General features: G+C 72.3%; 21 protein-coding genes and 1 pseudogene. 14 read left to right on the top strand and 8 right to left on the bottom strand.

The window, feature by feature from the left end:
• The first annotated feature begins 7 nt into the window (after positions 1-7).
• From AC3A3J_RS00335 to AC3A3J_RS00315, 5 genes are all read left to right on the top strand, one after another.
• The gene (locus AC3A3J_RS00335) at positions 8-538 is read left to right on the top strand and encodes a GNAT family N-acetyltransferase (RefSeq protein ID WP_487670365.1); all 531 of its coding nucleotides are present in this window, start codon (positions 8-10) and stop codon (positions 536-538) included.
• Positions 539-731: 193 nt separating this feature from the next.
• Entirely contained in the window at positions 732-2,381 is a 1,650-nt protein-coding gene (locus AC3A3J_RS00330; protein ID WP_487670364.1) for an Hsp70 family protein, read from the top strand.
• Between the two features lie 34 nt (positions 2,382-2,415).
• A complete protein-coding gene (locus AC3A3J_RS00325; protein WP_487670363.1) occupies positions 2,416-3,876 on the top strand; it encodes a tetratricopeptide repeat protein in 1,461 nt (486 codons plus the stop codon).
• Entirely contained in the window at positions 3,873-4,100 is a 228-nt protein-coding gene (locus AC3A3J_RS00320) for a hypothetical protein (RefSeq protein WP_314649116.1), read from the top strand. Before AC3A3J_RS00325 ends, AC3A3J_RS00320 begins: the two co-directional genes overlap by 4 nt.
• Positions 4,101-4,252: 152 nt before the next feature.
• Positions 4,253-7,534, top strand: a complete 3,282-nt coding sequence (locus AC3A3J_RS00315) for an AAA family ATPase (protein WP_487670362.1) — start codon at positions 4,253-4,255, stop codon at positions 7,532-7,534.
• A 26-nt stretch (positions 7,535-7,560) separates the two neighbouring features.
• Here the strand turns inward: AC3A3J_RS00315 and AC3A3J_RS00310 are convergent, their stop codons facing one another.
• The 3 genes from AC3A3J_RS00310 to AC3A3J_RS00300 form a co-directional block, all read right to left on the bottom strand.
• Positions 7,561-8,592, bottom strand: a complete 1,032-nt coding sequence (locus AC3A3J_RS00310; RefSeq protein ID WP_487670361.1) for a hypothetical protein — start codon at positions 8,590-8,592, stop codon at positions 7,561-7,563.
• Positions 8,589-9,866, bottom strand: coding sequence for a phosphoribosylamine--glycine ligase (purD, locus tag AC3A3J_RS00305; RefSeq protein ID WP_487670360.1), 1,278 nt, complete (start codon positions 9,864-9,866; stop codon positions 8,589-8,591). Before purD ends, AC3A3J_RS00310 begins: the two co-directional genes overlap by 4 nt.
• A 68-nt stretch (positions 9,867-9,934) precedes the next feature.
• Positions 9,935-10,603: an NUDIX hydrolase gene (locus tag AC3A3J_RS00300; protein ID WP_487670359.1), complete on the bottom strand. Its 669-nt coding sequence runs from the start codon at positions 10,601-10,603 to the stop codon at positions 9,935-9,937.
• A gap of 33 nt (positions 10,604-10,636) precedes the next feature.
• Here AC3A3J_RS00300 and AC3A3J_RS00295 point away from each other — a divergent pair, with 33 nt between their 5' ends.
• Positions 10,637-11,005, top strand: a complete 369-nt coding sequence (locus AC3A3J_RS00295) for a sterol carrier family protein (protein WP_487670358.1) — start codon at positions 10,637-10,639, stop codon at positions 11,003-11,005.
• A gap of 142 nt (positions 11,006-11,147) precedes the next feature.
• Here AC3A3J_RS00295 and AC3A3J_RS00290 read toward each other — a convergent pair whose 3' ends face one another.
• The 3 genes from AC3A3J_RS00290 to AC3A3J_RS00280 are packed head-to-tail and all read right to left on the bottom strand — an operon-like array spanning position 11,148 to position 14,094.
• A complete protein-coding gene (locus AC3A3J_RS00290; protein WP_487670357.1) occupies positions 11,148-11,921 on the bottom strand; it encodes a heme ABC transporter ATP-binding protein in 774 nt (257 codons plus the stop codon).
• Positions 11,918-12,991: a FecCD family ABC transporter permease gene (locus tag AC3A3J_RS00285; protein ID WP_487670356.1), complete on the bottom strand. Its 1,074-nt coding sequence runs from the start codon at positions 12,989-12,991 to the stop codon at positions 11,918-11,920. The genes AC3A3J_RS00290 and AC3A3J_RS00285 overlap by 4 nt, the downstream gene beginning before the upstream one ends.
• Complete coding sequence (locus AC3A3J_RS00280) at positions 12,988-14,094, bottom strand: heme/hemin ABC transporter substrate-binding protein (RefSeq protein WP_487670355.1); 1,107 nt, start codon at positions 14,092-14,094, stop codon at positions 12,988-12,990. Before AC3A3J_RS00280 ends, AC3A3J_RS00285 begins: the two co-directional genes overlap by 4 nt.
• 160 nt (positions 14,095-14,254) lie before the next feature.
• Here AC3A3J_RS00280 and AC3A3J_RS00275 point away from each other — a divergent pair, with 160 nt between their 5' ends.
• Positions 14,255-17,785, top strand: coding sequence for an HtaA domain-containing protein (locus AC3A3J_RS00275; RefSeq protein WP_487670354.1), 3,531 nt, complete (start codon positions 14,255-14,257; stop codon positions 17,783-17,785).
• An 80-nt stretch (positions 17,786-17,865) separates the two neighbouring features.
• The gene (locus AC3A3J_RS00270; RefSeq protein WP_487670353.1) at positions 17,866-18,300 is read left to right on the top strand and encodes a potassium transporter Trk; all 435 of its coding nucleotides are present in this window, start codon (positions 17,866-17,868) and stop codon (positions 18,298-18,300) included.
• A gap of 66 nt (positions 18,301-18,366) precedes the next feature.
• On the opposite strand, the gene AC3A3J_RS00265 is transcribed toward AC3A3J_RS00270, so the two are convergent.
• Positions 18,367-18,972 carry a zinc-binding alcohol dehydrogenase gene (locus tag AC3A3J_RS00265; RefSeq protein WP_487670352.1) on the bottom strand — a complete coding sequence of 202 codons (606 nt, stop codon included), beginning with the start codon at positions 18,970-18,972 and terminating at the stop codon, positions 18,367-18,369.
• 221 nt (positions 18,973-19,193) lie between these two features.
• Here AC3A3J_RS00265 and AC3A3J_RS00260 point away from each other — a divergent pair, with 221 nt between their 5' ends.
• The 6 genes from AC3A3J_RS00260 (at position 19,194) to AC3A3J_RS00235 (ending at position 25,206) form a co-directional block, all read left to right on the top strand.
• Positions 19,194-20,135: a hypothetical protein gene (locus tag AC3A3J_RS00260; RefSeq protein ID WP_487670351.1), complete on the top strand. Its 942-nt coding sequence runs from the start codon at positions 19,194-19,196 to the stop codon at positions 20,133-20,135.
• Complete coding sequence (locus AC3A3J_RS00255; protein WP_487670350.1) at positions 20,132-20,551, top strand: phage holin family protein; 420 nt, start codon at positions 20,132-20,134, stop codon at positions 20,549-20,551. Before AC3A3J_RS00260 ends, AC3A3J_RS00255 begins: the two co-directional genes overlap by 4 nt.
• Entirely contained in the window at positions 20,548-21,123 is a 576-nt protein-coding gene (locus tag AC3A3J_RS00250) for a DUF3618 domain-containing protein (protein WP_314649151.1), read from the top strand. The genes AC3A3J_RS00255 and AC3A3J_RS00250 overlap by 4 nt, the downstream gene beginning before the upstream one ends.
• Before the next feature lie 129 nt (positions 21,124-21,252).
• Entirely contained in the window at positions 21,253-22,368 is a 1,116-nt protein-coding gene (gene purM / locus AC3A3J_RS00245; protein ID WP_487670349.1) for a phosphoribosylformylglycinamidine cyclo-ligase, read from the top strand.
• Positions 22,369-22,374: 6 nt separating this feature from the next.
• Complete coding sequence (purF, locus tag AC3A3J_RS00240) at positions 22,375-23,847, top strand: amidophosphoribosyltransferase (protein ID WP_487670348.1); 1,473 nt, start codon at positions 22,375-22,377, stop codon at positions 23,845-23,847.
• Positions 23,848-23,898: 51 nt separating this feature from the next.
• Positions 23,899-25,206, top strand: a complete 1,308-nt coding sequence (locus AC3A3J_RS00235; RefSeq protein WP_487670347.1) for an MFS transporter — start codon at positions 23,899-23,901, stop codon at positions 25,204-25,206.
• 60 nt (positions 25,207-25,266) lie between these two features.
• On the opposite strand, the pseudogene AC3A3J_RS00230 reads toward AC3A3J_RS00235, so the two are convergent.
• A pseudogene (locus AC3A3J_RS00230) lies at positions 25,267-25,401 on the bottom strand (ISL3 family transposase); the annotation flags it as partial.

Below are 25,401 nucleotides of genomic sequence, written 5' to 3'. Positions count from 1 at the left end.
TGGGTCGATGACCGTTCGTCTCGTTCGTCCGACTGCCGACCTCTTCGACTCGTGGGCTGCGGCCGTGAGCGAGTTCGGCGACGGGCACGTCGACGGATCCGGTCTCACGGCGCCCGTGACGCCCGATCGCGCCACGCTCGCGGCGTTGATCGCGGACGCCGAGCGCCTGGCCGACACCGCGATCGCGCCGCCCGAGGATCTGGTGCACAACGACCTGTACTGGGTCGTCGACGGCGACGAGGTCGTCGGGTTCCTGTCGTTCCGCCACGCGCTCAACGAGTGGCTCGCCGAAGCCGGCGGACACATCGGCTACGCCGTGCGGCCCTCGCGTCGCCGAGAGGGAATCGCTTCGGCGGCGCTGCGTCTGGGCATGCAGCACGCTCGCGAGATCGGTCTCGACCGGGTGCTGCTCACCTGCGACGTCGACAACGAGGCGTCGTACCGCACGATCGAGGGCGCGGGCGGAGTGCTGCAGGACGTCAGCGATCAGTCGGCCCGCGGCATGGGGATGCTCCGCCGCTACTGGATCGCACTCTAGGTCCGCGCGCGCCCGCTCTGGCGCCCGCCCGACCGTCCGGACACGTTCGGACGGTGTCCGGGATCGTCCGGAAAGCCCCGGACGCGTCATCCGCTCCTCCGCGCGCTCTCTAGCGTGATTCCCGGCGCGCTCGTCCCACCCGGGACCCCGCGCCGCAGGAGCAGCGGCCGTGCCGCGGACGGAAGGGGCGACGGTGGGACGAGCTGTCGGCATTGATCTCGGGACGACGTACTCGGCGGTGGCCATCGTCGACGAGTCGGGGGAGCCCGTGATCCTGAGGGATGCCGGCGGTCGGTCGACGACGCCCTCCGTCGTGCTCTTCGAGACCGCAGGCGGGGCGGATGCGCCGATCGTGGGGCATGAGGCGAAGCACCAGGCGGGGGTGCGTCCGGACGACGTGGTGCAGCACGTCAAACGGCACATGGGGGACCCCAGCTGGCGGTACGACTCGCCGGGGGACGAGCAGTACCGGGCGGAGGAGATCTCGGCGATCATCCTGCGCGCACTCGTGCGGCAGGCCGAGGCGGCCCTGGGGGAGCCGATCGAGGACGTCGTCATCACGGTGCCGGCGTACTTCGACGACTCGCGGCGCACGGCCACGAAGCAGGCGGGGGAGATCGCCGGGCTCAACGTGCTGCGCGTGCTGAACGAGCCGACGGCCGCCGCACTCTCGTACGGCGTCGCGGCGCAGGCCGACGAGATCACGCTGGTGTACGACCTGGGGGGCGGCACCTTCGACGTGAGCATCCTGGGCATCGAGGGGAACGAGTTCGTCGTGCTGGCCACCGAGGGCGACCGCAACCTCGGCGGGTTCGACTGGGACAACGCGCTGATGTCGCTCGTCGTGACGGAGCTGGAGGAACGTCATGGCGCGAGCGACTTCTACGACGACCTCGACGCGGTGGCCGCGCTGCGCGAGGCCGCCGAGCAGGCGAAACGCGCGCTCTCGTCGGCGGAGTCGACGCAGATCGCCGTCGTGCACGGCGGCGTCGAGCGTCGCGTCGGGGTGACGCGCGAACAGTTCGAGACGGCGACGCGATCGCTGGTGCGGCGCACGCAGGAGCTCGTCGAGGACACCCTCGATGCGGCCGGGATCGGCTGGGGAGACGTCTCGAACGTGGTGCTCGTGGGCGGATCGACACGGATGCCCGCCATCCGGTCGCTCATCGAGCGCCTGTCGGGTCGCACGCCGGTGGAGGGCGTCGACCCCGACCTGTCGGTGGCGCTCGGCGCGGCGATCCAGGCGGCGCTGGTGGGCGGCCAGCCGCCCGCGGCGCTTGCCGACGTGCGCATCGCCGACGTCACCTCGCACGCCCTCGGCACGCTCGCGCTCGACGAAGACGAGAACGAGCGCAACTGGGTGCTCATCGAGAAGAACACCAAGGTGCCGGCGCAGGGCGTGAACGTGCTCTCGACGCGCGCCCCGCGCACGCGGCTCGTCGTCACGGTGACCCAGGGCGACGACCCCGACCCCGACTTCACGACCGTGATCGGCGAGGGCGTCGTCGAGCTCGACGAGGAGTGGCCGGCCGGCGTCGACTTCGCCGTGGTCTACCGCTACGACGTCGATCAGACGGTGACGGTGGAGATCTACCGCCTCCCCGACGACCTCTACGTGGGGGCCTTCTCGATCGAGCGCGTCGCGAATCTGACGGCCGAGAAGGTCGAGGAGGCGGTCGAGCGCATCGACCGCCTCGCCGAGCCGGCCCCCGTCGCGGCGCCCGCGTCCGCGGCTCCCGCCGTGGCGATGAAGCCCGCGGCCCTTCCGCGCACCATTCCGACCCCGCAGACGACCGCAGCTGCGACGTCCGCCACGCCCGCCCCCGCGCCGTCCGCGCGCTAGGGCCGACACCCACCCGAACTGAGAGAAGAAGCGCATGAGTGTGACTGCTCCTGTGGTCGACGACTACTACACGCTGTTCGACATCGACGCGGCCGCCGACGCCGACACGATCCGCGCCGGCCTGAAGGCGGCCCGACGCAAGTGGCGGCAGATGACCGGCTCGCCCGACAAGAACCGCGCGCGCACCGCCGAGCAGCGCATGGAGCAGATCGAGGCGGCCGAGAACACCCTGCTCGACGAGTCGTCCCGCGCGGCGTACGACCGTGAGCTGACGTCGGCCCGCAACGCACCCGCCCCGGCGGCACCCGCGGCCCCCGAACCCGTCGCGAGCGGCTGGGGAGAGCGCGCCAAGGCCTATTACGACGCCGGCGACGTGCGCAACGCCTTTCTCGCGGCGAAGAAGGGGACCGACGCCGACCCGGCGGGGCTGCTCGCCTGGTTCGTCTACGTCTGGGCGGCGACCGACCTGAAGCGGCACGAGGACGCCGACTTCGCGTCGGCCGAGCTGGTGCACCGGATGCCCGGTGACCCCGTGCCGTTGGAGATGCGCGCGGGTGTGCTCGACGGCATGGGGCGGTACGCCGAGGCCGAGCGCGCCTTCCGCGAGGCCGTCGCACTCGCCCCGGCGAACCCGTACTACCAGGGCCGGGTCGCCTGGGCGATGCTCGACCAGGGCCGTGTCGAGGAGGCGGTGCGCGAGGCATGGACCCTCGTCGACCGGTTCCCCGACGACACCTTCGCGCTCAAGGTGCTGCGCGCCGCCGCGGAGTACCTGCGCGACCGCAAGCGTCCGAAGGAGGCGCTCGCACTCGCCGGATCGCTCCTCGGACGCTTCCCGGGCGACCGCGACGCCGTGCTGCTCGTCGTGCTGGCGGTGCAGGACATCGAGGCCGCGGGCGAGATCCAGACCGCGGTCGCCGAGGCGTGGCGTCTGCACGATTCCTACCCCGACGACGAACGTGCGCAGCGGCTCATGCGTTACGTCATCGCCGGGCTGCGCCAGCGCGGGATGGCCCGCGAGGCGCTCGCCGAGTCGCGCCGTCTGCTCGCCGCCCACCCCGGCGACGAAGAGGTGCGGGCGGCCTTCGCGCTCTCGCGCATCGCCGAGGCCGAGACGCGCCTCAGCCCCGCGGGACCCCGCAGCCACATCATCCTCAACAAGGCCCAGGCGACGTACTACGACGAGGCCATCCGCGAGGTCGAGGCGATGGCGCCGCAGGATCCCGACGTGCGTCGGGCGCTCGCCGGGATGCGGGAGTACCACACCGCCCAGACCAAGACCAAGGTGCAGCTGGGCCTCGGCAAGATCGTCCTGGCGATCGTGGCCGTCATCCTCATCCTCGTCGGGCTCGCCAACATCGCCAGCGGAGGCTTCATCTGGCTGCTGTTCGGCGCCCTGCTCGGCTGGGCGTTCTGGGGACTCGCGTTCCGCAAGCAGTATCAGCTGAACTACAAGGCCGCCGACCCCGCGAACCGCACGAAGGGTCTGCGATGATCGAGCTGCTGCAGATCCTCGGGTCGGTGTTCGCGCTGATCGGCGGGTTCTTCCTGTTCCGCGCGCTCATCACGCCGCGTCGCTTTCGGGCGAAGCGTCCGTGGCTCTTCACCGCCGGCTGGGGCACCATGGCCATCGCCGCGTTGTGCTTCTCGCTCGCGGGCGGCTGGATCCCCGACCTGTTCGTGCCCGCCGAGGGGATGACGCCCCCGGTGGCGCCCTGAACGGCGGTCGGGTCGGAGGCGCAGGGGGCGCCGACGCCCGGTGGCGACGCGCGCAGTCGTGGGGCACGCTGCGCGCGGGCGACCTGATCCTCGCGCTGCAGAAGCTGGCGCCGGCGCGGTCCGACGACGCCTCGTCGCCGCAGAGCGGCACCATGCTGCACGCCTCGCCCGACGGTCTGGTGGCCTGGGCCGCGACCGACGCCGGGCTGGCGGTGATGACGGTGCCGGCGCAGATCGCCACGGGAGCATCCGGCGCGGCGGTCGTTCCCGAGGGGTGTGCGGCCGCCCTGCGCGAGGAGTTCGACCGCTCCGAAACCGTGGAGGTGGCCAGGGCCGACGGCGAGCTGCTCGTGCGGCGTCCGAACGGCCCGCGGGTGCTGGTGCAGCCGCTGTGGGACGAGCGGTCGGCGATCGACGCCTACAACGCTCTCGCGATCGTGGGCACCGCGACCGGGGCGCTGAGCCTCCGCGGCGACGACCTGCGGGCTGCCCTCCGCGAGCTGGCGTCGGCGGGACGCATCGCCCTGCGCATCCGCGACGACTCCCTCGACGTCATCGGAGCGGACGGACGGGCCGTCGCGGTCGAGGCCCGGTCGTCGGCCGCGGCCGAGGTGCCCTGCGAGCCGCGCGCGCTCGACGCCGCGGTCGCGACGGTGACCGACGTGAAGTTCCCCCGGGTGCAGATCGAGTTCGGTGCACCCGACGACGCCGTGCGCCTCTACGGGGCGAGCCGCAGCGAGCCGCCGACGTTCGGCGCCGTCGAGTTCCTGCTGCCCACGCGGCCGGGGTTCCGGCTGCCGATCGGTTCCGGCATCCGCCCGACGGCGCCTCCCGCCGCGGCGTTCGTCGACGAGCCGGAGCCGGTCGAGCCGGTCGACGTGATCCTCGCCGAGCTCGACGCCATCGTCGGCCAGGCGCAGCTCAAGCGCGAGGTGCGCGGCATCGTGCACCAGGTCGAGATCAACAAGCTGCGCGAGGCGCAGGGACTCAAGCCCAGCCGTGTCGGCAGTCACCTGGTCTTCGCCGGCCCTCCGGGCACTGGCAAGACCACGGTCGCCCGGCTGGTCGCGCGGCTCTTCCACGCGCTCGGCGTTCTCGAGGCGCCGGTCGTGCACGAGGTGTCGCGCCCCGACCTCGTCTCATCGAACGTCGGCGGAACCGACGAGAAGACCAGCCAGGTCATCGCCGACGCCATGGGGGGCGTGCTCTTCATCGACGAGGCGTACACGCTCGCCGAGGGAGGGGACAACGACTTCGGCACCCAGGCGATCGCCGTGCTCATGAAGGAGCTCGAAGACAAGCGCTCCGATTTCGTCTGCATCATCGCGGGCTACAGCGACCGCATGTCGGCCTTCATGAAGGCGAACCCGGGGCTCGCGTCGCGCTTCCGCCCGCCCGTCACCTTCACCGCGTACGCACCGGACGAGCTGCTGCGCATCGCCGTGCACATGGCGGCCGGCATGGACAACGAACTCACCGACGACGCGCGTGCGCGGCTCACCGCACGCCTCGCCGACGAGGAGCGGCGCGGCGGGCTGGAACGGGCCGACTGGGGCAACGCTCGCGCGATGCGCAACGTCGTCGAGGCCGCGATCACCCACCGCGACCTGCGCATCAGCATGTCGGGCGCGCGCGATCGCGCCTCGCTCGTGGAGATCGGCGCGGACGACGTCGACGCGGCATGCGACGATCTGGCGATCGGCCGCATCTCGGGCCTCGAGGAGTCGGTCGACGACGTGCTCGCCGAGCTCGACGCCCAGGTCGGGCAGCCGGCGCTCAAGCGACAGGTGCGAGCGATCCTCGCCCAGGCGCGGGTGCAGCAGCGGAAGATGGCGCACGGCGGGGCGGGGGGAGCCTTCCCGCTCGACCACATGCTGTTCGTCGGCCCGCCGGGGACGGGCAAGACCACGGTCGCGCGACTGATCGCGCGCCTGTACCGGGCGATGGGCATCCTGCCGCGCAGCGAGATCGTCGAGGTCGACCGGCAGGCGCTCGTCTCGGGTTTCGTCGGCCAGACCGCGACGAAGACCACCGCCGTGATCGACGACGCGATGGGCGGCGTGCTGTTCATCGACGAGGCGTACACCCTGGCCGAGGGCGGCGACAACGACTTCGGGCGCGAGGCCATCGCGACGCTGCTGCCACGGCTCGACAACGACCGCGGCAAGTTCGTCGCGATCGCCGCGGGCTATCCAGACGACATGGATGCGCTGCTCGCGACGAACGTCGGGCTGGCGTCGCGCTTCGTGACCCGTATCGAGTTCACGGCGTACACCGCGGCAGAGCTCGTGCGCATCGCCGAGGCCATGGCCCAGGCGCGCGGCGAGCAGCTGACGGCGGATGCCCGCGCGCTGCTGCTCGATCGCCTGACCGCCGCTGAGGCCGCCGGCGCCTTCTCGTCGAAGGACTGGGGCAACGGACGGTCGGTGCGCAACGTGCTCGACCGCGCCGTGCAGCAGCGCGACCTGCGGGTGGCCGATCAGGGCGGGCCCGACGACGCCCACCCGGCGATCGACGCGCTGTTCACGATCGAGGTCGACGACATGCGCGCCGCCTGCGATATCGAGCGCATCGCCGTCGTCGCCGCCGCCGAATCGGTCGACGACGTGCTGGCCGAACTCGACGCGCAGATCGGTCAGCCGGCGTTGAAGACGAAGATCCGCGAGCTGCTCGCTCAGGCGCGCTTCGACCTGCGTCGCCGCGAGGCGGGGATCACCGCCGGCCCCGTTCCCCTCGAGCACCTGCTGTTCGTGGGCCCGCCGGGCACCGGCAAGACCACGGTCGCCCGCCTGCTCGGACGCCTCTACCGCGCCCTCGGCCTGCTGCCCACCGGCGCGATCGTCGAGGTCGCGCGCGGCGATCTCGTCGGCGCGCACATCGGCAGCACCGCGCCGAAGACCAACGAGCGCATCGACGCGGCGATGGGCGGCGTGCTGTTCATCGACGAGGCGTACACGCTCGTCGGCGGCGGACCGCAGGACTTCGGGCAGGAGGCGATCGAGACGCTGATGCCGCGCATGGAGAACGAGCGCGGAGCATTCCTCGTGATCGCCGCCGGGTACCCCGCCGACATGGACCGCTTCGTCGCGTCGAACTCGGGGCTGGCATCGCGGTTCACCGACCGCATCGAATTCCTGCCGTACACGGTCGACGAGCTGGTGCGCATCGCCGAGAGCATGGGGCGTCGTGCCGGTCAGCACATCGACGACGACGCTCGTGCCGTGCTGCAGGAGCGGTTCGCCGCCGCCGAGCGCGCCGGAGCGTTCGCCGCCGAGGGCTGGGGCAACGCGCGGCAGGCGCGCATCGTGATCGAGGCGGCGATGAAGGCGCGCGACCTGCGATTGAGCCTCGGCGCGGAGGCGGGTGCGGACGACCTCGTCGCGTTGCGCGCGGACGACCTGCGCGCCGCCTTCGACCGCCACGGGATCGGGTGACGGCGGTGGCGATGGGGGAGCGGCTGTCAGCGGTTGCCGCGGTCGGACGCGCGCTCGCCGCGACGCCGCAGCAGGGCCGGAGGCATCCGCTCGGTTCCCAGGCCCCCACGCAGGAACAGGCCGGCGATCAGCAGCCCGACGGCTCCCGAGATCGTCTTGTCGACGATCGAGACGCCGATGTTCACGCCGAAGGTGCCCGCCCACGGGTCGCCGATCGCATGAGCGAGCGACGCGAGGAGGAACCCGGAGTGCAGCGACGGCCCTCCGTACATGAGCACGTTCAACGGGGCGCCGATGATCGAGCAGGCGAGGGCGACCGCCACCGTGAGCAGGACGAACCGGGGGAGCGTGTGCGCGAAGCGACGGATGCCGAATCCCCATACGAGCGCACCGGTGATGTTCACCAGCGCGAACACGATCGTCTCGGGGGTGGCGACGAGCGACCCGAGCAGATTCGTGGCGAGCGCGACCCCGGCGCCGAACCAGGGGCCGAACGCGAACGACGCGGCGGCCGTGCCGATCATGTCGAGGTAGAGCGGCACCTCGTGGCGGATGATGAGGGTGCCGAGGTACACGTTCAGCCCCACGCACGCGAGCAGCGCCCCGAGGAGCGCGCCGGGGTGCGCGCCGAAGCGCGACGCGCGCGCCGGGGTGTCGGCGCCATCGGCGGCGTCTCCTGCGGCGGCGGCCGGGGCATCCGTCGACCGATCGGGGCGTCGCGCATCGAGGTACCGCATCCGCCACCGCTCCGCCTCGTCGGCGTCGTAGCCGAGGGCGAGCACGATCTCGCGAACCAGCGCCGGGTTGATGCGGCGGCGACCGGTCTGGAAGGCGTCGAAGACCGTCGACCGCGCGATGCGCGCGGCGCCGGGATCGCGCCCCTCCGACACGCGGCGGGCGGCGATGCGCGCGGCGATCTCGGCGTACGAGACGTCGCCGGCGTCGAAGCGCAGCCGCCGGAGGTCTTCGGCGAGGGCGTCCAGACGCGCGGTCGCCGCCGCCTCCGCCGCCGGGGACGCGGCGCGTGCGGCCGCGCCGACCGGGTCTGCGTCGGTCATCCCGCGACGCGCGCCGCGATGTCGCTGCGGTAGTGCGCGCCCTCGAGCGAGAGGCGCGAGATCGCGTCGTAGGCGCGCTCGCGGGCCGTCGCGAAGTCGGATGCCGTCGCCACCACGTTCAGCACGCGGCCGCCCGTCGCGATGAGGTCGCCGCCCGGAGCGTCCGGTCCTGCGGTCGCGGCATGCACGATGCGCACACCCTCCACGGCCGCGGCGTCGGCGAGGTGCTCGATCGGGCGACCGGTCTGCGGCGCTTCGGGGTAGCCCTCGCTCGCGAGCACGACGGTGATCGCGACCTCGTCGGAGAACACGGGCTCGGGCTGGTCTTCGAGGGTGCCGGATGCCGCGGCGAACAGCAGCTCCGACAGCGGGGTGCGCAGACGCGGCAGCACCACCTGGGTCTCGGGGTCGCCGAAGCGCGCGTTGAACTCGATCACCCGCACGCCGGCCGGGGTGAGGATGAGTCCGGCGTACAGCAGCCCGATGAACGGGGTGCCCTCGGCGTCGAGCTGACGCACGACCGGCAGGGCCACGTCGCGGGTGACCTCGGCGACGAACTCGTGCTCGCTGCCGAACTGCTCGGCGAGCCACGGCAGCGGCGAATAGGCGCCCATGCCGCCGGTGTTCGGCCCGGCATCGCCGTCGAGCGCGCGCTTGAAGTCCTGCGCGGGGCTGAGCGCGCGCACCGTGTCTCCGTCGCTGAGGAAGAAGAGCGACACCTCGGGGCCCGAGAGGAACTCCTCGACGAGTACCGGACCGGCGGGAAGGTACTGCTCGGCGTGAGCGCGGGCCTCGGCGCGGTCGGAGGTGACGATGACGCCCTTGCCCGCCGCGAGCCCGTCGGCCTTCACGACGTGCGGAGCGCCGAGGTCGTCGAACGCGACCTCGACCTCGGCGAGGGTCGCCGCGCGCACGGCACGGCCCGTCGGCACCCCGGCGGAGTCCATGATGCGCTTGGCGAACGCCTTCGACCCCTCGAGCTGCGCGGCCGCCCTGCCCGGGCCGAACACGGGGATGCCGCGCTCGCGCAGCGCGTCGGCGACGCCCGCCACGAGCGGTGCTTCCGGGCCCACGACGACCAGATCCACGGCGTGCTCGTTGGCGAAGGCGGTGACGGCCCCGCCGTCGAGCATGTCGACCGACACCGTCGTCGCATCGGCGGCGATGCCGGCGTTGCCGGGGGAGACGAAGATCTCGTGCTCCGTCTGCTCTGCTCGCAGGGCGAGGATGATCGCGTGCTCACGGGCACCGGAACCGAGGACGAGGATCTTCACCCGTCCAGCCTATCGAGCAGCCCCGGCGCGTTTCGGGCGGATGCCGCGGGAGGGAAGGGGCGAGGTGCTCAGACGGGGCGCTCGTCCGCCGTGTTCCAGGGCACCGTCCAGCCCGCGGCGTCGAAGATCCCGTTCAGCACCATCGCGGTGAAGCCCCACACGATCGTCCCGTCGACGTCGAACGCCGGGGCGCGGAACGTGCGGTCGCCGAACATGCGCACCGACGTGTAGCGCGTCGCGGGGTCGAGCAGCGTCGCGACCGGCACCCGGAACACCTCCACCGTCTCGGCATGATCGACGGCGGCGACCTGCGACGGCATCCGCCACCATCCGAGCACCGGGGTGACGCGGTGGTTGCTCGCGGCGAGGGGCAGGGCGGGCAGCGTGGCGAGCACATCGACGCCGGCCGGGTCCAGGCCCGTCTCCTCCTGGGCCTCGCGCAGCGCGGTGGCGACGGCATCCGCATCGTCGGGCTCGGCACGACCGCCGGGGAACGACACCTGCCCGGGGTGCGACGACAGCGTCGACGCGCGCCGCTGCAGCAGCACGTCGAGATCGCGGGCGACGGCGGCGTCGGCGACGACCGCCGGTTCGCGGTCGAGCACGCCGAACAGCACCAGCACCGCGGCGTCGTGCGCGGTCTCGGGTTCGAGCAGTGCCGGGAACGGTGCGCCCCAGGAGTGCGCGCTCGCCGCGGCCAGCAGCTCGGCGCGCGCGCCGGCCGGATGCATGCTCATGCTGCGAGCCTACGCGGGTCGTAGGGTGGGGAGATGGCCAGGAAGATCGACATCGTCGACGGTCGCGCCGCCCTCGACGCGGTGAGACGAGCGGATGCCGCCGGCGAGAAGCCGCCCCGCACGGCGCTCGCGACGGCCGTGCGCTACCTGCTGCAGCTGCTCGACGAGAAGGCGCCGGGCAACAGCGTCGAGGTGCGCGTGCCGCCCTTCGGTGCAGTGCAGGTCATCCAGGGGCCTCGCCACACCCGGGGGACTCCGCCCAACGTGGTCGAGATGGATGCGGCGACCTGGCTCGCCGTCGCGCTCGGTGAGGAAGCCTGGGCGGATGCCGCGGCATCCGGTCGCATCGCCGCCTCCGGCACCCGCGCCGACCTCGTCGGCGTGCTGCCCCTGCGCCCCTGACCCCCTCGCCGCCCCGCCGTGCCGCGAAATGCAGGCACGGCGGCCATCTGCAGGCGGCGTGCGCCGGATTACCCCTGCATCTCGCTTTGGTGCCTGCATTTCGCCGCCCCGCAGGTGTGTCACCCACCCGCGGCACCGGGCCTCAGCGCCGCGCCACCACCAACGGAACCCCCGTGACCGGATGGGGGAAGACGTCCACCGGCTGGCCATAGACCTCCTCGATCCGCTCCGCCGTCAGGACATCGGAGGGGATGCCCGAGGCGATGACCCGCCCGCCCGAGAGCAGCGTCACGCGGTCGGCGTGCGCGAGGGCGGCGTTGAGGTCGTGCAGCACGATCGCCACGGCGGCCCCGCCTAGCGCCTGCGCCGCGATGAGGCGCATCACGTCTTCGTGATGCTTCAGGTCGAGGGCCGCGGTCGGTTCGTCGAGCAGCAGGATGCCGGTGCGCTGCGCCAGCACGCGCGCGAGCGCCACCCGTGCCCGCTCTCCGCCCGACAGCGAGGTCACCGCACGTGCGGCGAGCGGTGCCACCTCGGTCGCGGCGAGCGACGCGGCGACGATCTCGTCGTCGTCGTCGGCGGCCGCCGACCGCGCCCAGGGAGCGCGCCCCATGCGCACGACCTGCTCGACGGTGAACGGGAAGGTCACCGTGTTCTCCTGCAGAAGCACCGCGCGCTGCCGGGCGAGCGCGCGGGAGCGGATGCCCGTGACCGCCGCCCCGTCGAGGTCGACCGTGCCGGACTGCGGGGCGATGTCGCCCGCGAGCACCCCGAACAGGGTCGACTTGCCGGCGCCGTTCGGCCCGACGAGGGCGTGCACCTCTCCGGCGCGGATCTCGATGCCCGCGTCGTCGAGGATCGTTCGCCCCTCGCCGACGCGCACGGTGAGACCGGTGCCCCGCAGCCGTACGGTCATGCCCAGCCTCCCGCCCGGCGGCGCGTGCGCACCAGCAGCCAGAGGAAGAACGGGCCGCCCACGAGCGACGTGATCATGCCGATGGGCAGGTCGGCCAGCGGCACGGCGGTGCGGGCGACGAGATCGGCGACCGCGATGAGCAGGGCGCCGCCCAGGGCCGAGGCGATCACGAGGGGCAGGTGCGCCGGACCGATGATCATCCGCATGAGGTGCGGCACGACGAGGCCCGCGAAGCCGATGATGCCGGCGAAGGCGACCGCCGCGCACACGAGGAGGGCCACCGTGACGATCACGACGATGCGCAGCAGCTCGACATTGAGGCCCAGGTGGCGGGCCGTGCGCTCGCCCAGGGCGAAGAGGTCGAGCTGCGGGGCGACGATCAGAGCGACGACGATGCCGACCGCCACGAGCGGGGCGACCAGACCGACGTTCGACCACAGCGCGCCGTTGAGCGAGCCGAGCTGCCAGAACACGATCTGTTCGCGCGTCGACGTCGTGCCGATGAACGTGAGGAAGGCCATGCCGGCGCCGGCGATCGCGTTCACGGCGATGCCGGTGAGCAGCAGCGTGACGACCTCGGTGCGTCCGTTCGACCGGCTGATGAAGTAGACCGAGAGCACGGCGACGAGCCCGCCGAGGAACGCGAACGCGGGTGTGGTCCACACGCCGAACGTGGCGAGACCGAGCGTGATGCTCGCCGCGGCGCCGAGGGCCGCGCCCGATGAGACCCCCACCACGCCGGCGTCGGCCAGAGGGTTGCCGAAGATCGCCTGCATGAGCACGCCGGATACCGCGAGCGCCGCACCGACGAGCAGACCCAGCACCAGCCGCGGCAGGCGCAGGTTGTAGATGACGCCGTAGTCGGCGGTGCCGGCGGGCGCCCATGCGGTGTCGATGCCGATGCCGCGCAGCAGCACGCCGACGAGGTCGGTGGGCGCCAGCTGATACTGACCGCTCGTGATCGAGGCGATGCACGTGATGGCCAGGGCCGCGATGAGAGCGACGACGATCACCGCGAACCGGAGCCCGCGCCGGGTGGTCGGCGTGGGGGTGACGACCTCCGACGTCATCCGACGGGCTCGGGCGCGTACAGGGCGCGGGCGAGCGCGCGGATGATCTCGGCGGAGCGCGGTCCGAAGCTGAGGATCTCGCTGTCGGCCATGTCGATGACGCGCCGGTTCGCTCCGGCCGGCGTCTCGGCGAGCGCGGGGATGCGTTCGATGAGTCCGTCGATGCCGTCGACGGATTCCAGGCCGTCGGTCATCATCACGAGCACGTCGGGCTGGGCGGCCACGAGGGCTTCGGCCGTCATCGGCTTCATGCCCTCCCAGCCGATCTCCTCGGCGACGTCGACGCCGCCGACCGCGTCGATGAGCGAGTCCGCGCCCGAGTCCTCGCCGAAGATGTAGTAGACGTTGGCGCTGCCGCGCACGTACAGGAACAGCATCCGTGCGCGGTCGGATGCCTGGGCGGGGGCGACCTCCGCGATCTCGGCGAGCGCGTCGTCGAGTTCGCCGTTCAGTCTCTCGATGAGGGCGGCGCCGCGCGTCGGCACGCCGAGGGCGGCGGCGATCTCGGTGACGAGCGCGTCGGTGGTGTCGAGACGGCGGTCGCTGGAGATGACGACGACGTCGATGCCGGCATCGCGCAGCTGCTGCCGCACCTCTTTCGGACCGATGGTCGTGTCGGTGAGCACGACGGTGGGGGCGAGTTCGAGGATGGCCTCGGCGTTGAGGGTGTGCCCGGTCTGCGTGACGACGGGGAGGTCCTGCGTGCCGGCGAACTGCGTCGACGCGTCACGCCCGACCACCTGATCGCCGAGACCGAGGGCGAAGACGGTCGCGGCGATGGTGCCCGAGATGTCGATGGGCAGGATGCGGTCGGTGGAGTCCACGGTGACCGCGCGGCCCTCGCTGTCGGTGACGGTCACGGGCAGCGCGGGGGCGGTGTCGTCGGCGACGGGTGCGATGGCGTCGCTCGATAGGCATGCGGTCGATCCGCCCTCGACCGCCCGCACGTCGTCGACGAGGGGCAGATCGGTCAGGGCGACCGAGGCCTCGGGGCAGTCGCCGTCGGCGGATGCCGGCGCGGATGCTCCGGCCGGTGGCTGTGTGCACCCGGCGAGGCCGGCGGCCAGGACGGCGGCGAGAAGAACGGCGGAGAGGCGACGCATAAGGCAAGGCTAACCTAAAACTTGACGCGCATATCGCGCTCAGCCTACGCTCAGAAAGGGTCGCTGCTTAGTGCAGCCTAACCTAAACAAATCCGCCCGATCGCACAGTGGCTCCGCCGGCGCGCGTGCCTCGCGCGTGCCCGGGGTCCGGAGAGAAAACGTGAACGCCACAGCATCCCGCAGCTCAGCGAACAGACGCGTCCGCGCGCCGTTCGCCGCTCTCCTCTCGCTCTTCCTCGTCGTCACCGGCCTGACCGTCGCGCAACCCGCGCTCGCCGCGAGCGCCGCCGTCTCGACCACGGTCACCGCCGCGAGCGCCTCGGGGTTGACCGTGCAGACCACGGCGTCCGGGTTGCCCGACGGCATCACGGGCGCATATGCGGCGGTCATCGTGAAGGGTTCGGAGGGCGCGGTCTCGGCGGGCGGTGGTTTCGCGGGCATGCAGTTCGTGCGCACGGTCGCCGACGGCGGATTCGCGATCGACCTCGTCGCCGCCGCTGACGGACTCGACCGCACGAAGTCGTACGAGGTGATCGTGTGGCAGCAGCACACGAACCCGAGCGCCGCGACCATCTACGCCCGCAGCGACGTGGCGGTCTCGGTCGAGCAGTGGGATGCGGTATTCCCGCCGCAGACCGAGGAGCCGGGCACCGACCCCGGTACCGACCCCGGTACCGACCCGGGCACGGACCCCGGTACGGACCCGGGCACCGACCCCGGTACGGACCCCGGTACCGACCCGGGCACCGACCCCGGTACCGACCCCGGCACGGACCCCGGTACCGACCCCGGTACCGACCCCGGCACGGACCCCGGTACGGACCCGGGTACCGACCCCGGTACCGACCCCGGCACCCCGGCGCCGACCACGCCGGCTCTGGCCGTCTTCCTCGCCGACGGCACGACTCCCGTCGGGTCGTCGGCGCTGACCGCCGGTGACACCATCGTCGTGCGGGGCAGCGGGTACGACCCGGCCGCGAACGTCGGCGGGCGCGGGGTGCCGATCCCCGCCGACCAGCCGCAGGGCACGTACGTCGTGTTCGGCAACTTCGCCGCCACGTGGCAGCCGTCCGCCGGCGCCGCCGGATCGGCGCGTTCGGTGGGTGCGCAGGCATGGGCGCTCGCGGAGAGCGTGCTCGACAAGGTCCCCGCGCAGTACCAGGGCGCCATCCGTGCGCAGTGGGTTCCGATCGCGGCCGACGGATCGTTCACCGCGACCCTGACTCTCAAGGACACCCCGGCCACGCCCGGGCAGTACGGCGTCTACACCTACGCGGCCGGCGGGGTCGTGAACCCCGCGCAGGAGAAGAGCGTCCCCCTCGCGTACGCCGTGAAGCCCGTCGTCGCCGGCACGGTGAAGACCGCATCGGCGGACGGCCTCACCGTCACCGCGACCGGCTCGAAGCTCGGCGCGGCCACGGGGGCCTACGTCGCCCTGATCGCGGCGGGCACCGAGGCCGAGGTCACCGCCGGCGGGGGCTTCGTCGCGATGCAGTACGTCCGCGGCATCGCCGGGGGTGCGTTCACCGTCGACCTCTCGGCGGCGCCCCCGAAGCTCGACCGCGGTACCACGTACGAGGTGATCGTCTGGCAGCAGCACACGCTGCCGAGCGCCGCCACGATCTACGCCCGCAGCACCGTCGAGGTCTCGGACGTGCAGTGGGATGCGGTGTTCCCGCCGGCAGCCGGCCCGACGGCAACGACCACCGTCGCGGCCGCGTCGGCGACGACCGGGCTGACCGTCACGGCGCGCGCCACCGGACTCGGCGCCGCCACGACGGGCGCGTACGTCGCGCTGATCGAGAAGGGCACCGAGGGCGACATCACGGCCGGGGGCGGATTCCTCGCCATGCAGTACGTGCGCAACGTGTCGCTCGGCGCACTCGCGGTCGACCTGACCGCCCCGGCGAACACCCTCGACCGCGCGAAGACCTACGAGGTCGTCGTCTGGAAGCAGCACACGCTGCCCACGGCATCCACCATCTACGCCCGCTCGACGGTGACGATCACCGACGCGCAGTGGAACGCTCTGCTCGGCGAGCCGGGCACCCCGCCCACGACCCCGCCCACGACGCCGCCCACGACCCCGCCGACCGACCCCGGAACCACGCCGGCGGCGCCGGTCGCCACGGTGTCGGGCGGTTCTCTGCGCTGGGCGATCTCGACCTCGTTCCAGCGGTACATCGTCGGCCAGATCGCGAAGGGCGGCATCGAGGTCGGCGGCGGCGCCACCCGCTCCGGCGAGCAGTTCCAGTTCGGGCAGGCCGCCGGCAGCACCTACGACCCGGCGACCGGCCTCGGCGCCGTGTCGTACGTCGGAACCGTGCGCTTCACCGGCCACAACGGGGTGCTCGACGTCACCATCGCCGACCCGCTGATCCGCATGACCTCGTCGGCGTCGGCCACCCTCTTCGTGCGCAGCGGCGGAGCGCAGGTGCCGTTCGCCACGCTCGATCTGTCGCGGGCGGTGAAGACCACGGCGAACGGCGCGGTCACCTACGCCTCCGCACCGGCGTCGATCACGGCGGCCGGCGTCGATCGGGTGTTCCAGGGGTACTCGACGACCCTCGACTCCGTGTCGTTCACGGTCGGGTCGGCGGCGGCGGCTCCCGCGGGCGCCTCGGGCACCGTGGCCTCGGCCGCGGTCGCGAAGAAGCAGAGGCCTCTGCCGGCGACGCCGCCCGCGTCCCGCGGCATCGAGATCGACGACGAGAACCTCGCCGCCCTGCAGGCCGGGAAGCAGGCGACGATCAGCGCATCCGGATTCCAGCCCGGCGAGAAGGGCATCAAGGTCGTCGTCTACTCGACGCCCGTGCTGCTCGGCACGGTCGATGCGGATGCCTCCGGTACCGCCGCCTGGACGGGGGCGCTGCCGGCGACGCTCGAGAACGGCGCGCACACCCTGACGCTGCAGGGTTCGGTGACGCGCGGCCTCGAGTTCACGCTCGCCCGGGAGGCGGTCGCGATCGGACAGTGTGTCGTCGAAGGGGCCTCGTTGAAGTGGGGCTTCAAGGAGTCGTTCCGCACGTACATCGAGGGCATCGCGCAGGGCGGCTGGACGCTCACCGACGTGACCTACCAGTACCCCGACTTCGTGTGGGAGGACGGCTCGGGATCGTTCGACGACGAGACGGGCGCGGGCCTGGTGGCCTTCGGCGGCACGATCGAGTTCACCGGGCACGACGGGGCGCTCGACACGACGCTGTCCGACTTCCGCGTCGAGCTCGCCGGCGGGACCGGTTACATCGTGGTCGACGTCGCCGGAACCACCCAGACGGGCGAAGCGATCGACCTGCAGGACGTGCGGTTCGCGGAGTTCCCCCTCGGCGACGCGGCACCGGTCGACGGCGTTCTGACGATCGACGGCGTCTCGGCGACGCTGACCGAAGCGGGCGCGACCGCATTCGGCACCTACGGCGCGGGGGAGAAGCTCGATCCCGTCTCGGCCGTCATCCCGGTCGGGGCGGACTGCGGAGTCGCCGCGCCCGTCGAGGACGAGCCGGCGACGGACGGGGCGGATGCCGCGGCCTCCGTCACCGCAGCCCAGGCGCCGAGCGCGGAGCAGGGCGTGCCCGTGTGGGTGTGGGTCGTCGGCGGCCTCGTGGTCGTCGCGCTGGCCGGGGCGGGAGGCGTTCTCGTGGGCCGCCGCACGCGCTCCGCGTCGGAGGCGCCCGCGACCACGGAGGTCTGACACCGCGACGAGACCGCCCTTCCGCGAGAGGAGGGCGGTTTCGTCGTCCCGGCGTCCGGGAACGGTGGGACAATGGACGCATGTCCTCCTCCGAGACCCCGCAGACCGTCGAAGCGACCGTGCGCCACGTGCCGCGGTACGGCGTGTTCATGGGCCTCGGCGTGGTGCTCGGCATCATCGTCGCCGCGATCCTCACGTTCGCCGGCAGCTTCGAGAAGTCCGACGCCCTCGACGTCGTCTACCCGCCCAGCCAGGTCTTCGGATTCCTGCTGCTCTGGACGGTGCCGATCGGCCTCGCCCTCGGCGGCGTGGTCGCCCTGGTGCTGGAGCGCACCGGACGCCGCCACGACCGTGTGGTGCGCGTCGACCGCGAGACGATCATCGCCGTCGACGAACCGCGCGACGAGGCTCCGCAGACGACGCTGCCCGACGCCGTGTCGCCCTCCGCCCCCGCCCCGGCGAACGAGGTCGATCCGCGCACCGATCCGAACCGCGACACCGCTCCGCGCGGCTGACTCGACCACGCGGCAGACGCCGGTCGTGCCCGTGCGGCTGCCTCGACGCGGCTGACACCGCCCCCGTCACGCCAGCTCGGCGATCACCGGCCGGATGGCGGCGTCGAAGGCCACGATGTCCCGCCGCAACCCGTCGGTCACGGCGACCGTCAGATCGCCGATCCACCACACGCCCCGCTGCGTGAACGGCAGCACCTGCACATTCAGCTCGAACGAGTGCGCCCGTCGGCCGATGTCGCGCTCGAACTCGGCGATCGCGCTGGCGTACGCGCGGTAGGCGTCACCTCCGGTGTGGCTCTTCATCGACGAGAGGTAGCGGTCGTGCGCGGCGCGCGCGTAGCGCAGGGCGGATGCCGCGAACGGACCGACCGCGGTCGTCAGCTCCTCGGCGCCCGAGGCGGGTAGGGCGACGAGGGTGTCGAAGCCCTCGATCAGCTCGAGCGGCACCTCGGACCGGTGTGCGCGGGGCTCGACCGTCATGTCCCAGTAGTCGCGCCACTGCTCTTCGAGTGCGGCGGCGGCGTCGGGGGCATCCGCCGCGCGCAGCGGCAGATCGCGCAGACCCGGCAGATCGAGGGGCGAGCGGATGCCGAGAGCCTGCCGCAGCACGAGCGCGACGAGCACCGGGATGCTCGCGTCTTCGCGGATCAGCCACTGCGGCTTGTCGGCCATGGCCCCATCGTAGGGCGGCGGCCCGCCGTCGTGTCCTGCCCGATGACAATCCGCGAACCGCGTGATATCGGGCCTCGCCGACGTGGAACGGTGCCGTCTCGCGCGGGCGCCCACGGTAGCCCCCGGCGAGAGCCGCGTCAACCCTGGCGAATCCTCCGTAGTCGAGGCGTAGACCTTCCCTCACGCCGACGAACCGTCGGTCGCAGTCGAGAGGAAGAACGATGTCGCACAGTCAGGAAGAGGGCTCCGTGAACAGCGGTTCGGCCGGGCCGTCGGGCACCGTCCAGACCGCCGCGCACGAGGCCGCAGGTGTCGCAAGCACCGCGAAGGACGAGGCCGTCGGAGTCGTCGAGACGGCGAAGGCCGAAGCAGGCGCGGTCGCTCATGAGGCCAAGGATCAGCTCCGCGATCTGTACCACCAGAGCACCGCGCAGCTGAAGGACCAGGCCGCGCAGCAGCAGCGCCGCGTCGCAGACGGTCTCCGCTCCGTGGGCGGGGAGCTCGAGAGCATGTCCCAGAACTCCGAGGGTGGGGTGGCCGCCGATCTGGTGCGCCAGGCATCCACCCGCATCCAGGGCATCGCCGGCTGGATCGGCGACCGCGACCCGGGCTCGCTCCTCGGCGAGGTCAAGTCGTACGCCCGTCGCAAGCCCGGAACGTTCATCGCGGTCGCGGCGCTCGCCGGTCTCGTCGCCGGACGTCTCACCCGCGCTCTCACCGAGGGCGGCTCCGGGGGGAGCGGCACCTCGGGCTCGGTGCAGAACACCACGACGGGCCCCGAGTACGGCACGCGTGCGAGCACTCCGGTCACGGGCGGATACGCCGGCACGGCCGCAGGCGCGGGCATCTCCGGTCAGGCCACCGCAGTCGGAGCGGATGCCGCACTCGGCTCCAGCGCCGACGGCGGAGCGGGCACGCTGGGTGCCGCCGACACGTCGGTCGGAGCATCCGCCGCCACGGAAGCCCATCGCCAGCCGCCGCTGCCCTCCGACGGGAGCATCCCGGGCGCGCACGACGGCATGAGCGGTCTCGACACCGGCACCGCCCCCTGGGGCGTGCACGGCGACGGCGACGCGCGCGACGGTGAAGCCGCCGACACCGACACCCCGCTGTTCGACCGCACCGACGCTGCGCGCGGCGCGCAGGAGGAGGGACGACCATGACCGATGCCGGTGCCACACCCAGCGAGCAGAAGGCCGAGTCCACATCGCTCGGCGAGCTGCTCAGCGAGGTGACGTCCGACCTGTCGACTCTGATGCGGCAAGAGCTGGAGCTGGCGAAGGCCGAGCTGAAGCAGTCGGCCACGCGCGCCGGCCGCGGTGCCGGGATGCTCGGCGGTGCCGGGTACGCCGCCCTGATGGCGGTGTTCTTCCTGTCCGTCGCCCTCTGGTGGGCGCTCGGATACCTGACCGGCCTCGGCTGGTCGGCCGTCATCGTCGCCGTGATCTGGGCGATCGTCGCCGCCGTCCTGTTCGTGACGGGTCGTAAGCAGTTGAAGAGCGTGGAAGGGGCGCCGCGCACGGTCGATTCGATCAAGCGCATCCCCAACGCCGTGAAGAGGAATGAGGAGAACCGATGAGCGATTCACCCGACGCGATCCGCGCCGACATCGAGAGGACCCGGGCGGAGTTCGGCAGAGATGTCGACGCCCTGGCCGACAAGGTCACGCCCTCGAAGGTCGTGCACCGCCAGACGCAGAAGATGAAGGGCGCCGTGCGCGGGGTCGTCGACCGCGTCATGGGCGCGGCCGAGGATGCGGGCGACGCCGTGTCGCACGCCGGATCGTCGGTCGCCGACGCCGTCGGCGGCGCGGGCGGACGCACCGTGTCGAAGGCGCAGGGCAACCCGCTCGCCGTCGGGCTGATGGCTTTCGCCGCCGGCCTCGTGATCGCCGCCGTCATCCCCGCCTCCGAGAAGGAGAAGGAGCTGGCGGCCGAGGTCAAGGACAAGGCGCAGCCGCTGGTCGACGAGGCCACCTCCGTCGCGAAGTCGCTCGGCGAGGACCTCAAGGAGCCGGCGCAGCAGGCCTTCGCCGCGGTCAAGGACGAGGCGACCGGCGCGGCCGAGCACGTCCGCGACGAGGCGACCCAGGCCGCCGGGTCCGTGAAGGACAGCGCCGACGAGGCCCGGACCAACGTCACCGGTTCCTGACCCCGTCGCATCCACAGCTCCCGTCGCACTTTCTGTCGGCATCCGACCCCCCGGCCGACAGGAAGTGCGACGGGAGCGGATGCCCCGCCCGCGCGTCTCGACGCGTCCGGCGGGCGGTAGGCTGATGGCGTGGCTGCCTCCCCCACCGATCCCTATTCCGCTGCCGGCGTCGACACCGCTGCCGGCGACCTCGCCGTCGAGCTGATGAAGTCGTCCGTCAAGGCGACGCACGGCCCCGAGGTCCTCGGAGGCGTCGGCGGCTTCGCCGGCCTCTTCGACGCCGCGGCGCTGCGCGACTACCGACGCCCGCTGCTCGCGACGAGCACGGACGGCGTCGGCACCAAGGTCGCGATCGCCCAGGCGATCGACAAGCACGACACGATCGGGCAGGACCTGGTCGGCATGGTCGTCGACGACATCGTCGTGGTGGGCGCGAAGCCGCTCTTCATGACCGACTACATCGCCTGCGGCAAGGTGGTGCCGCAGCGCATCGCCGACATCGTCCGCGGCATCGCCGAGGCGTGCGCCGCGACCGGCACCGCCCTGGTGGGCGGCGAGACGGCCGAGCACCCCGGACTGCTGGGCCCGCGCGACTACGACGTCGCCGGCGCGGCGACCGGCGTGGTCGAGGCCGACGCGATCCTCGGGGCCGAGCGGGTGACCGACGGCGACGCCGTCATCGCGATCGCCTCGAGCGGCCTGCACTCGAACGGCTTCTCGCTGGTGCGCCACATCGTCACCGGCGCCGGCATCTCGTACGGCGACAACGCCGCCGACCTCGGCACCACGTGGGGCGAGGCGCTCCTCGAGCCGACCCGCCTGTACACCCTTCCGCTGCTGCGCCTGATCGACGCGATCCCCGGCGCCGTGCACGCCCTCAGCCACGTCACCGGAGGCGGGATCGCCGCGAACCTCGCGCGCGTGCTGCCGCAGGGCAGCTGGGCCGAGGTCGACCGCAGCACCTGGTCGCCGAGCCCGGTCTTCCGCGTGCTCAGCGACATCGCCGGCTCGACGCTCGAGTCGGCCGAGGGCACCTGGAACCTCGGCATCGGGTTCCTCGCGGTCGTGTCGGAGACGGCGAAGGATGCGGCGCTCGCGGCCCTGTCGGCGGAGGGCATGCCCGCGTGGCAGGTCGGCACGGTGCACGTCGGCGGCCGTCCGGCAGGAGAATTCGAACAGGGCGCCAAGGGCGTCGACGGCGGAGCGGTGCGCCTCGTGGGCGCCTACGCGGACGGAGCGAAGTAACCCCCTATGTGCGGCATCGTCGGAATGGTCGGGACGGCCCCGGTCAATCAGGACATCTACGACGCTCTCCTCCTGCTGCAGCACCGCGGCCAGGACGCCACGGGCATCGCCACGGCAGAGGCGAACGGCGTGATGCACAACGCCAAGGCGCAGGGCATGGTGCGCGAGGCGTTCCGCACCCGTGACATGCGCGCGCTGCTCGGCAACGTCGGCCTCGGCCACGTGCGCTACGCCACCAAGGGCACCGCGTCGAGCGAGGAGGAGATGCAGCCGTTCTACGTGAACGCGCCGTACGGCATCATCCTCATCCACAACGGCAACCTCACCAACACGCGTGAGCTGACCGCCGACATGGCCAAGCGCGACCGTCGTCACCTCAACTCCTCCAGCGACACCGAGCTGCTGCTCAACGTGCTCGCCGGCGAGCTGCAGAACACCACCTCGACGGTCGACCTCGACCCCGACCGCGTGTTCGAGGCTGTCGCCCGCACGCACGAGCGCATCGAGGGCGCCTACGCCGTGATCGCCGTCATCGCGGGTTACGGGCTGCTCGCGTTCCGCGACCCGTTCGGCATCCGTCCGCTCATCCTCGGCCGTCGCCCCTCGACCGTCGCCGGTTCGGAGGGCAAGGACGAGTGGGTCGTCGCGAGCGAGTCGCTCGTGCTCGAGAACGGCGACTACGAGGTCGTGCGCGAGGTCGAGCCGGGCGAGGCCGTGTTCATCACCACCGACGGCGAGCTGCACACGCAGCAGTGCGCCGCCGAGGTGCAGCTCTCGCCGTGCGCGTTCGAGTACGTCTACCTCGCGCGCCCCGACTCGGTCATGAACGGCATCTCGGTCTACGAGTCGCGTCTGCGCATGGGCGAACGCCTCGCCGACACGATCGCGAAGCACGTGCCGATGGACAAGATCGACGTCGTCATGCCGATCCCCGACTCCGCCCGTCCCGCGGCGATGGAGGTCGCCCGCAAGCTCGGTATCGAGTACCGCGAGGGCTTCTACAAGAACCGCTACGTGGGTCGCACGTTCATCATGCCGGGGCAGGCGGTGCGCAAGAAGAGCGTGCGGCAGAAGCTCAACGCGATGTCGACCGAGTTCCAGGGCAAGAACGTGCTGCTCATCGACGACTCGATCGTGCGCGGCACGACCTCGAAGCAGATCATCCAGATGGCCCGCGATGCCGGGGCCACCTCGGTGACCTTCGCCTCGGCGGCTCCGCCGGTGCGGCACCCGCACGTGTACGGCATCAACATGCCGTCGCGTCAGGAGCTGATCGCCCACGGCCGCACGATCCCGCAGATCGCCGAGGAGCTCGGCTGCGACCACCTGGTCTACCAGGAGGTCGACGACCTCAAGGCCGCGATCACCGAGGGTTCCTCCGTCGACGACCTCGACATGAGCTGCTTCGACGGTCGGTACGTCACCGGCACCGTGAGCGACGAGTACCTCGCCTGGGTCGAGGGCTCGCAGACCTCCTGACATGGGCGGCCCGCTGCCCGTGACCTCGGCCCGCTCCCGCCGGAGCACGCCATGACGGCGCCCCGTCCCCTCTGGCAGGGTCGAGCCCTCGCGCTCCTCGGCATCGTGCTGGTGGCGTTCTCGCTGAGGTCGGCCGTCGCCTCCCTGTCGCCCGTGATCGACCACGTCGCCCGCGATTTCCCCGTGCCTTCCGTCGTGGTGGGACTGATCGGTGCGGCGCCGCCGGTGTGCTTCGCGGTGTTCGGCCTCGTCACGCCGCTGGTCGAGCGCCGCTTCGGACTCGAGCGGGTGGCGGTCGGGGCGCTGGCGCTGGTGTCGCTGGGGCTCATCCTGCGCGGGTTCGCCGGCGATTCGATCACGCTCCTGGCGGCAACCGTCGTCGTCTTCGCGGGGGTCGGTGCCGGCAACGTGCTGCTCCCGCCGCTCGTCAAGAAGTACTTCGCCGATCGCCTCGGCGTCATGATGACGCTCTACTCGACGATGATGGCGGTGTCGACGTTCGTGCCGCCGCTCGTGGCCGTGCCGATCGCCGATTCGCTCGGCTGGCGGGTCTCGCTGGGCGTCTGGGGCGTGTTCGCGGTGCTCGCGCTGCTGCCGTGGATCGCACTGCTCGTGGCAGAGAGAGGGCGCGCCCCGGCATCCGCCCCGTCGTCTGCGCCGGCGCCCGCCGTGACGGAGCGCACTGACGACCTGACGGATGCCGTCGCGGCGGCCACCGGTCCGATCGCCGTCGTGCCGGCCAGCCCGAAGGTGTTCGGGCGATTGTGGCGGCTGCCGCTCGCCTGGGCCCTCGCGCTCGTGTTCGGCACGTCGTCGACCATGGCCTACGTGGCGTTCGCGTGGTTGCCGACCGTTCTCGTCGACGTGGCGGGCGTGAGCCCCGCGACGGCCGGTTTCCTGCTTTCGTTGTTCGCCCTCGCGGGTCTGCCGTGCGGACTGCTCGTGCCCATTCTCGTGGTGCGGTTCCAGGCGACGCGTCCGCTGTTCCTCTTCGCGGTCGCCGCCGGTCTCGTCGGCCTGGGGGGACTGATGGTCGCCCCGACCCTCGCCCCGGCGCTGTGGGCGATCGTCTACGGCCTCACGGCGGTGATGTTCCCGCTGAGCCTCGTGCTGCTGAGCATCCGCGCGCGCACGCCCGAGAGCGCCGTCGCGCTGAGCGGATTCGTGCAGAGCATCGGATACGCGATCGCCGCCGTCTTCCCCCTGCTGGTGGGGCTGCTGCACGACACGACCGACGGATGGCAGCTGCCGCTGGCGGTCGTGATGGCCGTGCTGGTGGTGTCGATCCCCGCCGGGCTGGTCGCCGGGCGTCGACGCACCATCGAAGACGAGTGGGAGGCGCGGCACGGTCGCTGGTGATCCCCGGCAGGTGCGGGGCATCCCGGGCGGATGCAGCGCGAGGACGACGAAACCGGCTCTTCACGAACGAGGGTGTAGCGCGGGCCTGAAGCCTCCGGCCTCGAGCAGCGATCTTGCGGCGTAGTGCGTGAGGTTCCGGAAGCCGAGGGCGGAGCCCCGGAGGTGCTCGAGGCGGCCGTTGATCGCCTCCGTCGG

The sequence above is a fragment of the Microbacterium sp. Soil_N32 genome (assembly GCF_057655505.1).
The sequence above is the reverse complement of the archived record's forward strand: the minus strand, read 5'-3'. Positions and strand labels throughout refer to the sequence as shown.

Excerpts from the sequence above, each read along its gene's own strand:
- AC3A3J_RS00335 (WP_487670365.1), top strand. The coding sequence starts at position 8 with ATGACCGTTCGTCTCGTTCGTCCGACTGCCGACCTCTTCGACTCGTGG.
- AC3A3J_RS00325 (WP_487670363.1), top strand. The coding sequence starts at position 2,416 with ATGAGTGTGACTGCTCCTGTGGTCGACGACTACTACACGCTGTTCGAC.
- AC3A3J_RS00320 (WP_314649116.1), top strand. The coding sequence starts at position 3,873 with ATGATCGAGCTGCTGCAGATCCTCGGGTCGGTGTTCGCGCTGATCGGC.
- AC3A3J_RS00315 (WP_487670362.1), top strand. The coding sequence starts at position 4,253 with ATGCTGCACGCCTCGCCCGACGGTCTGGTGGCCTGGGCCGCGACCGAC.
- AC3A3J_RS00310 (WP_487670361.1), bottom strand. The coding sequence starts at position 8,592 with ATGACCGACGCAGACCCGGTCGGCGCGGCCGCACGCGCCGCGTCCCCG.
- AC3A3J_RS00300 (WP_487670359.1), bottom strand. The coding sequence starts at position 10,603 with ATGAGCATGCATCCGGCCGGCGCGCGCGCCGAGCTGCTGGCCGCGGCG.
- AC3A3J_RS00295 (WP_487670358.1), top strand. The coding sequence starts at position 10,637 with ATGGCCAGGAAGATCGACATCGTCGACGGTCGCGCCGCCCTCGACGCG.
- AC3A3J_RS00290 (WP_487670357.1), bottom strand. The coding sequence starts at position 11,921 with ATGACCGTACGGCTGCGGGGCACCGGTCTCACCGTGCGCGTCGGCGAG.
- AC3A3J_RS00285 (WP_487670356.1), bottom strand. The coding sequence starts at position 12,991 with ATGACGTCGGAGGTCGTCACCCCCACGCCGACCACCCGGCGCGGGCTC.
- AC3A3J_RS00280 (WP_487670355.1), bottom strand. The coding sequence starts at position 14,094 with ATGCGTCGCCTCTCCGCCGTTCTTCTCGCCGCCGTCCTGGCCGCCGGC.
- AC3A3J_RS00270 (WP_487670353.1), top strand. The coding sequence starts at position 17,866 with ATGTCCTCCTCCGAGACCCCGCAGACCGTCGAAGCGACCGTGCGCCAC.
- AC3A3J_RS00265 (WP_487670352.1), bottom strand. The coding sequence starts at position 18,972 with ATGGCCGACAAGCCGCAGTGGCTGATCCGCGAAGACGCGAGCATCCCG.
- AC3A3J_RS00260 (WP_487670351.1), top strand. The coding sequence starts at position 19,194 with ATGTCGCACAGTCAGGAAGAGGGCTCCGTGAACAGCGGTTCGGCCGGG.
- AC3A3J_RS00255 (WP_487670350.1), top strand. The coding sequence starts at position 20,132 with ATGACCGATGCCGGTGCCACACCCAGCGAGCAGAAGGCCGAGTCCACA.
- AC3A3J_RS00250 (WP_314649151.1), top strand. The coding sequence starts at position 20,548 with ATGAGCGATTCACCCGACGCGATCCGCGCCGACATCGAGAGGACCCGG.
- purF (WP_487670348.1), top strand. The coding sequence starts at position 22,375 with ATGTGCGGCATCGTCGGAATGGTCGGGACGGCCCCGGTCAATCAGGAC.
- AC3A3J_RS00235 (WP_487670347.1), top strand. The coding sequence starts at position 23,899 with ATGACGGCGCCCCGTCCCCTCTGGCAGGGTCGAGCCCTCGCGCTCCTC.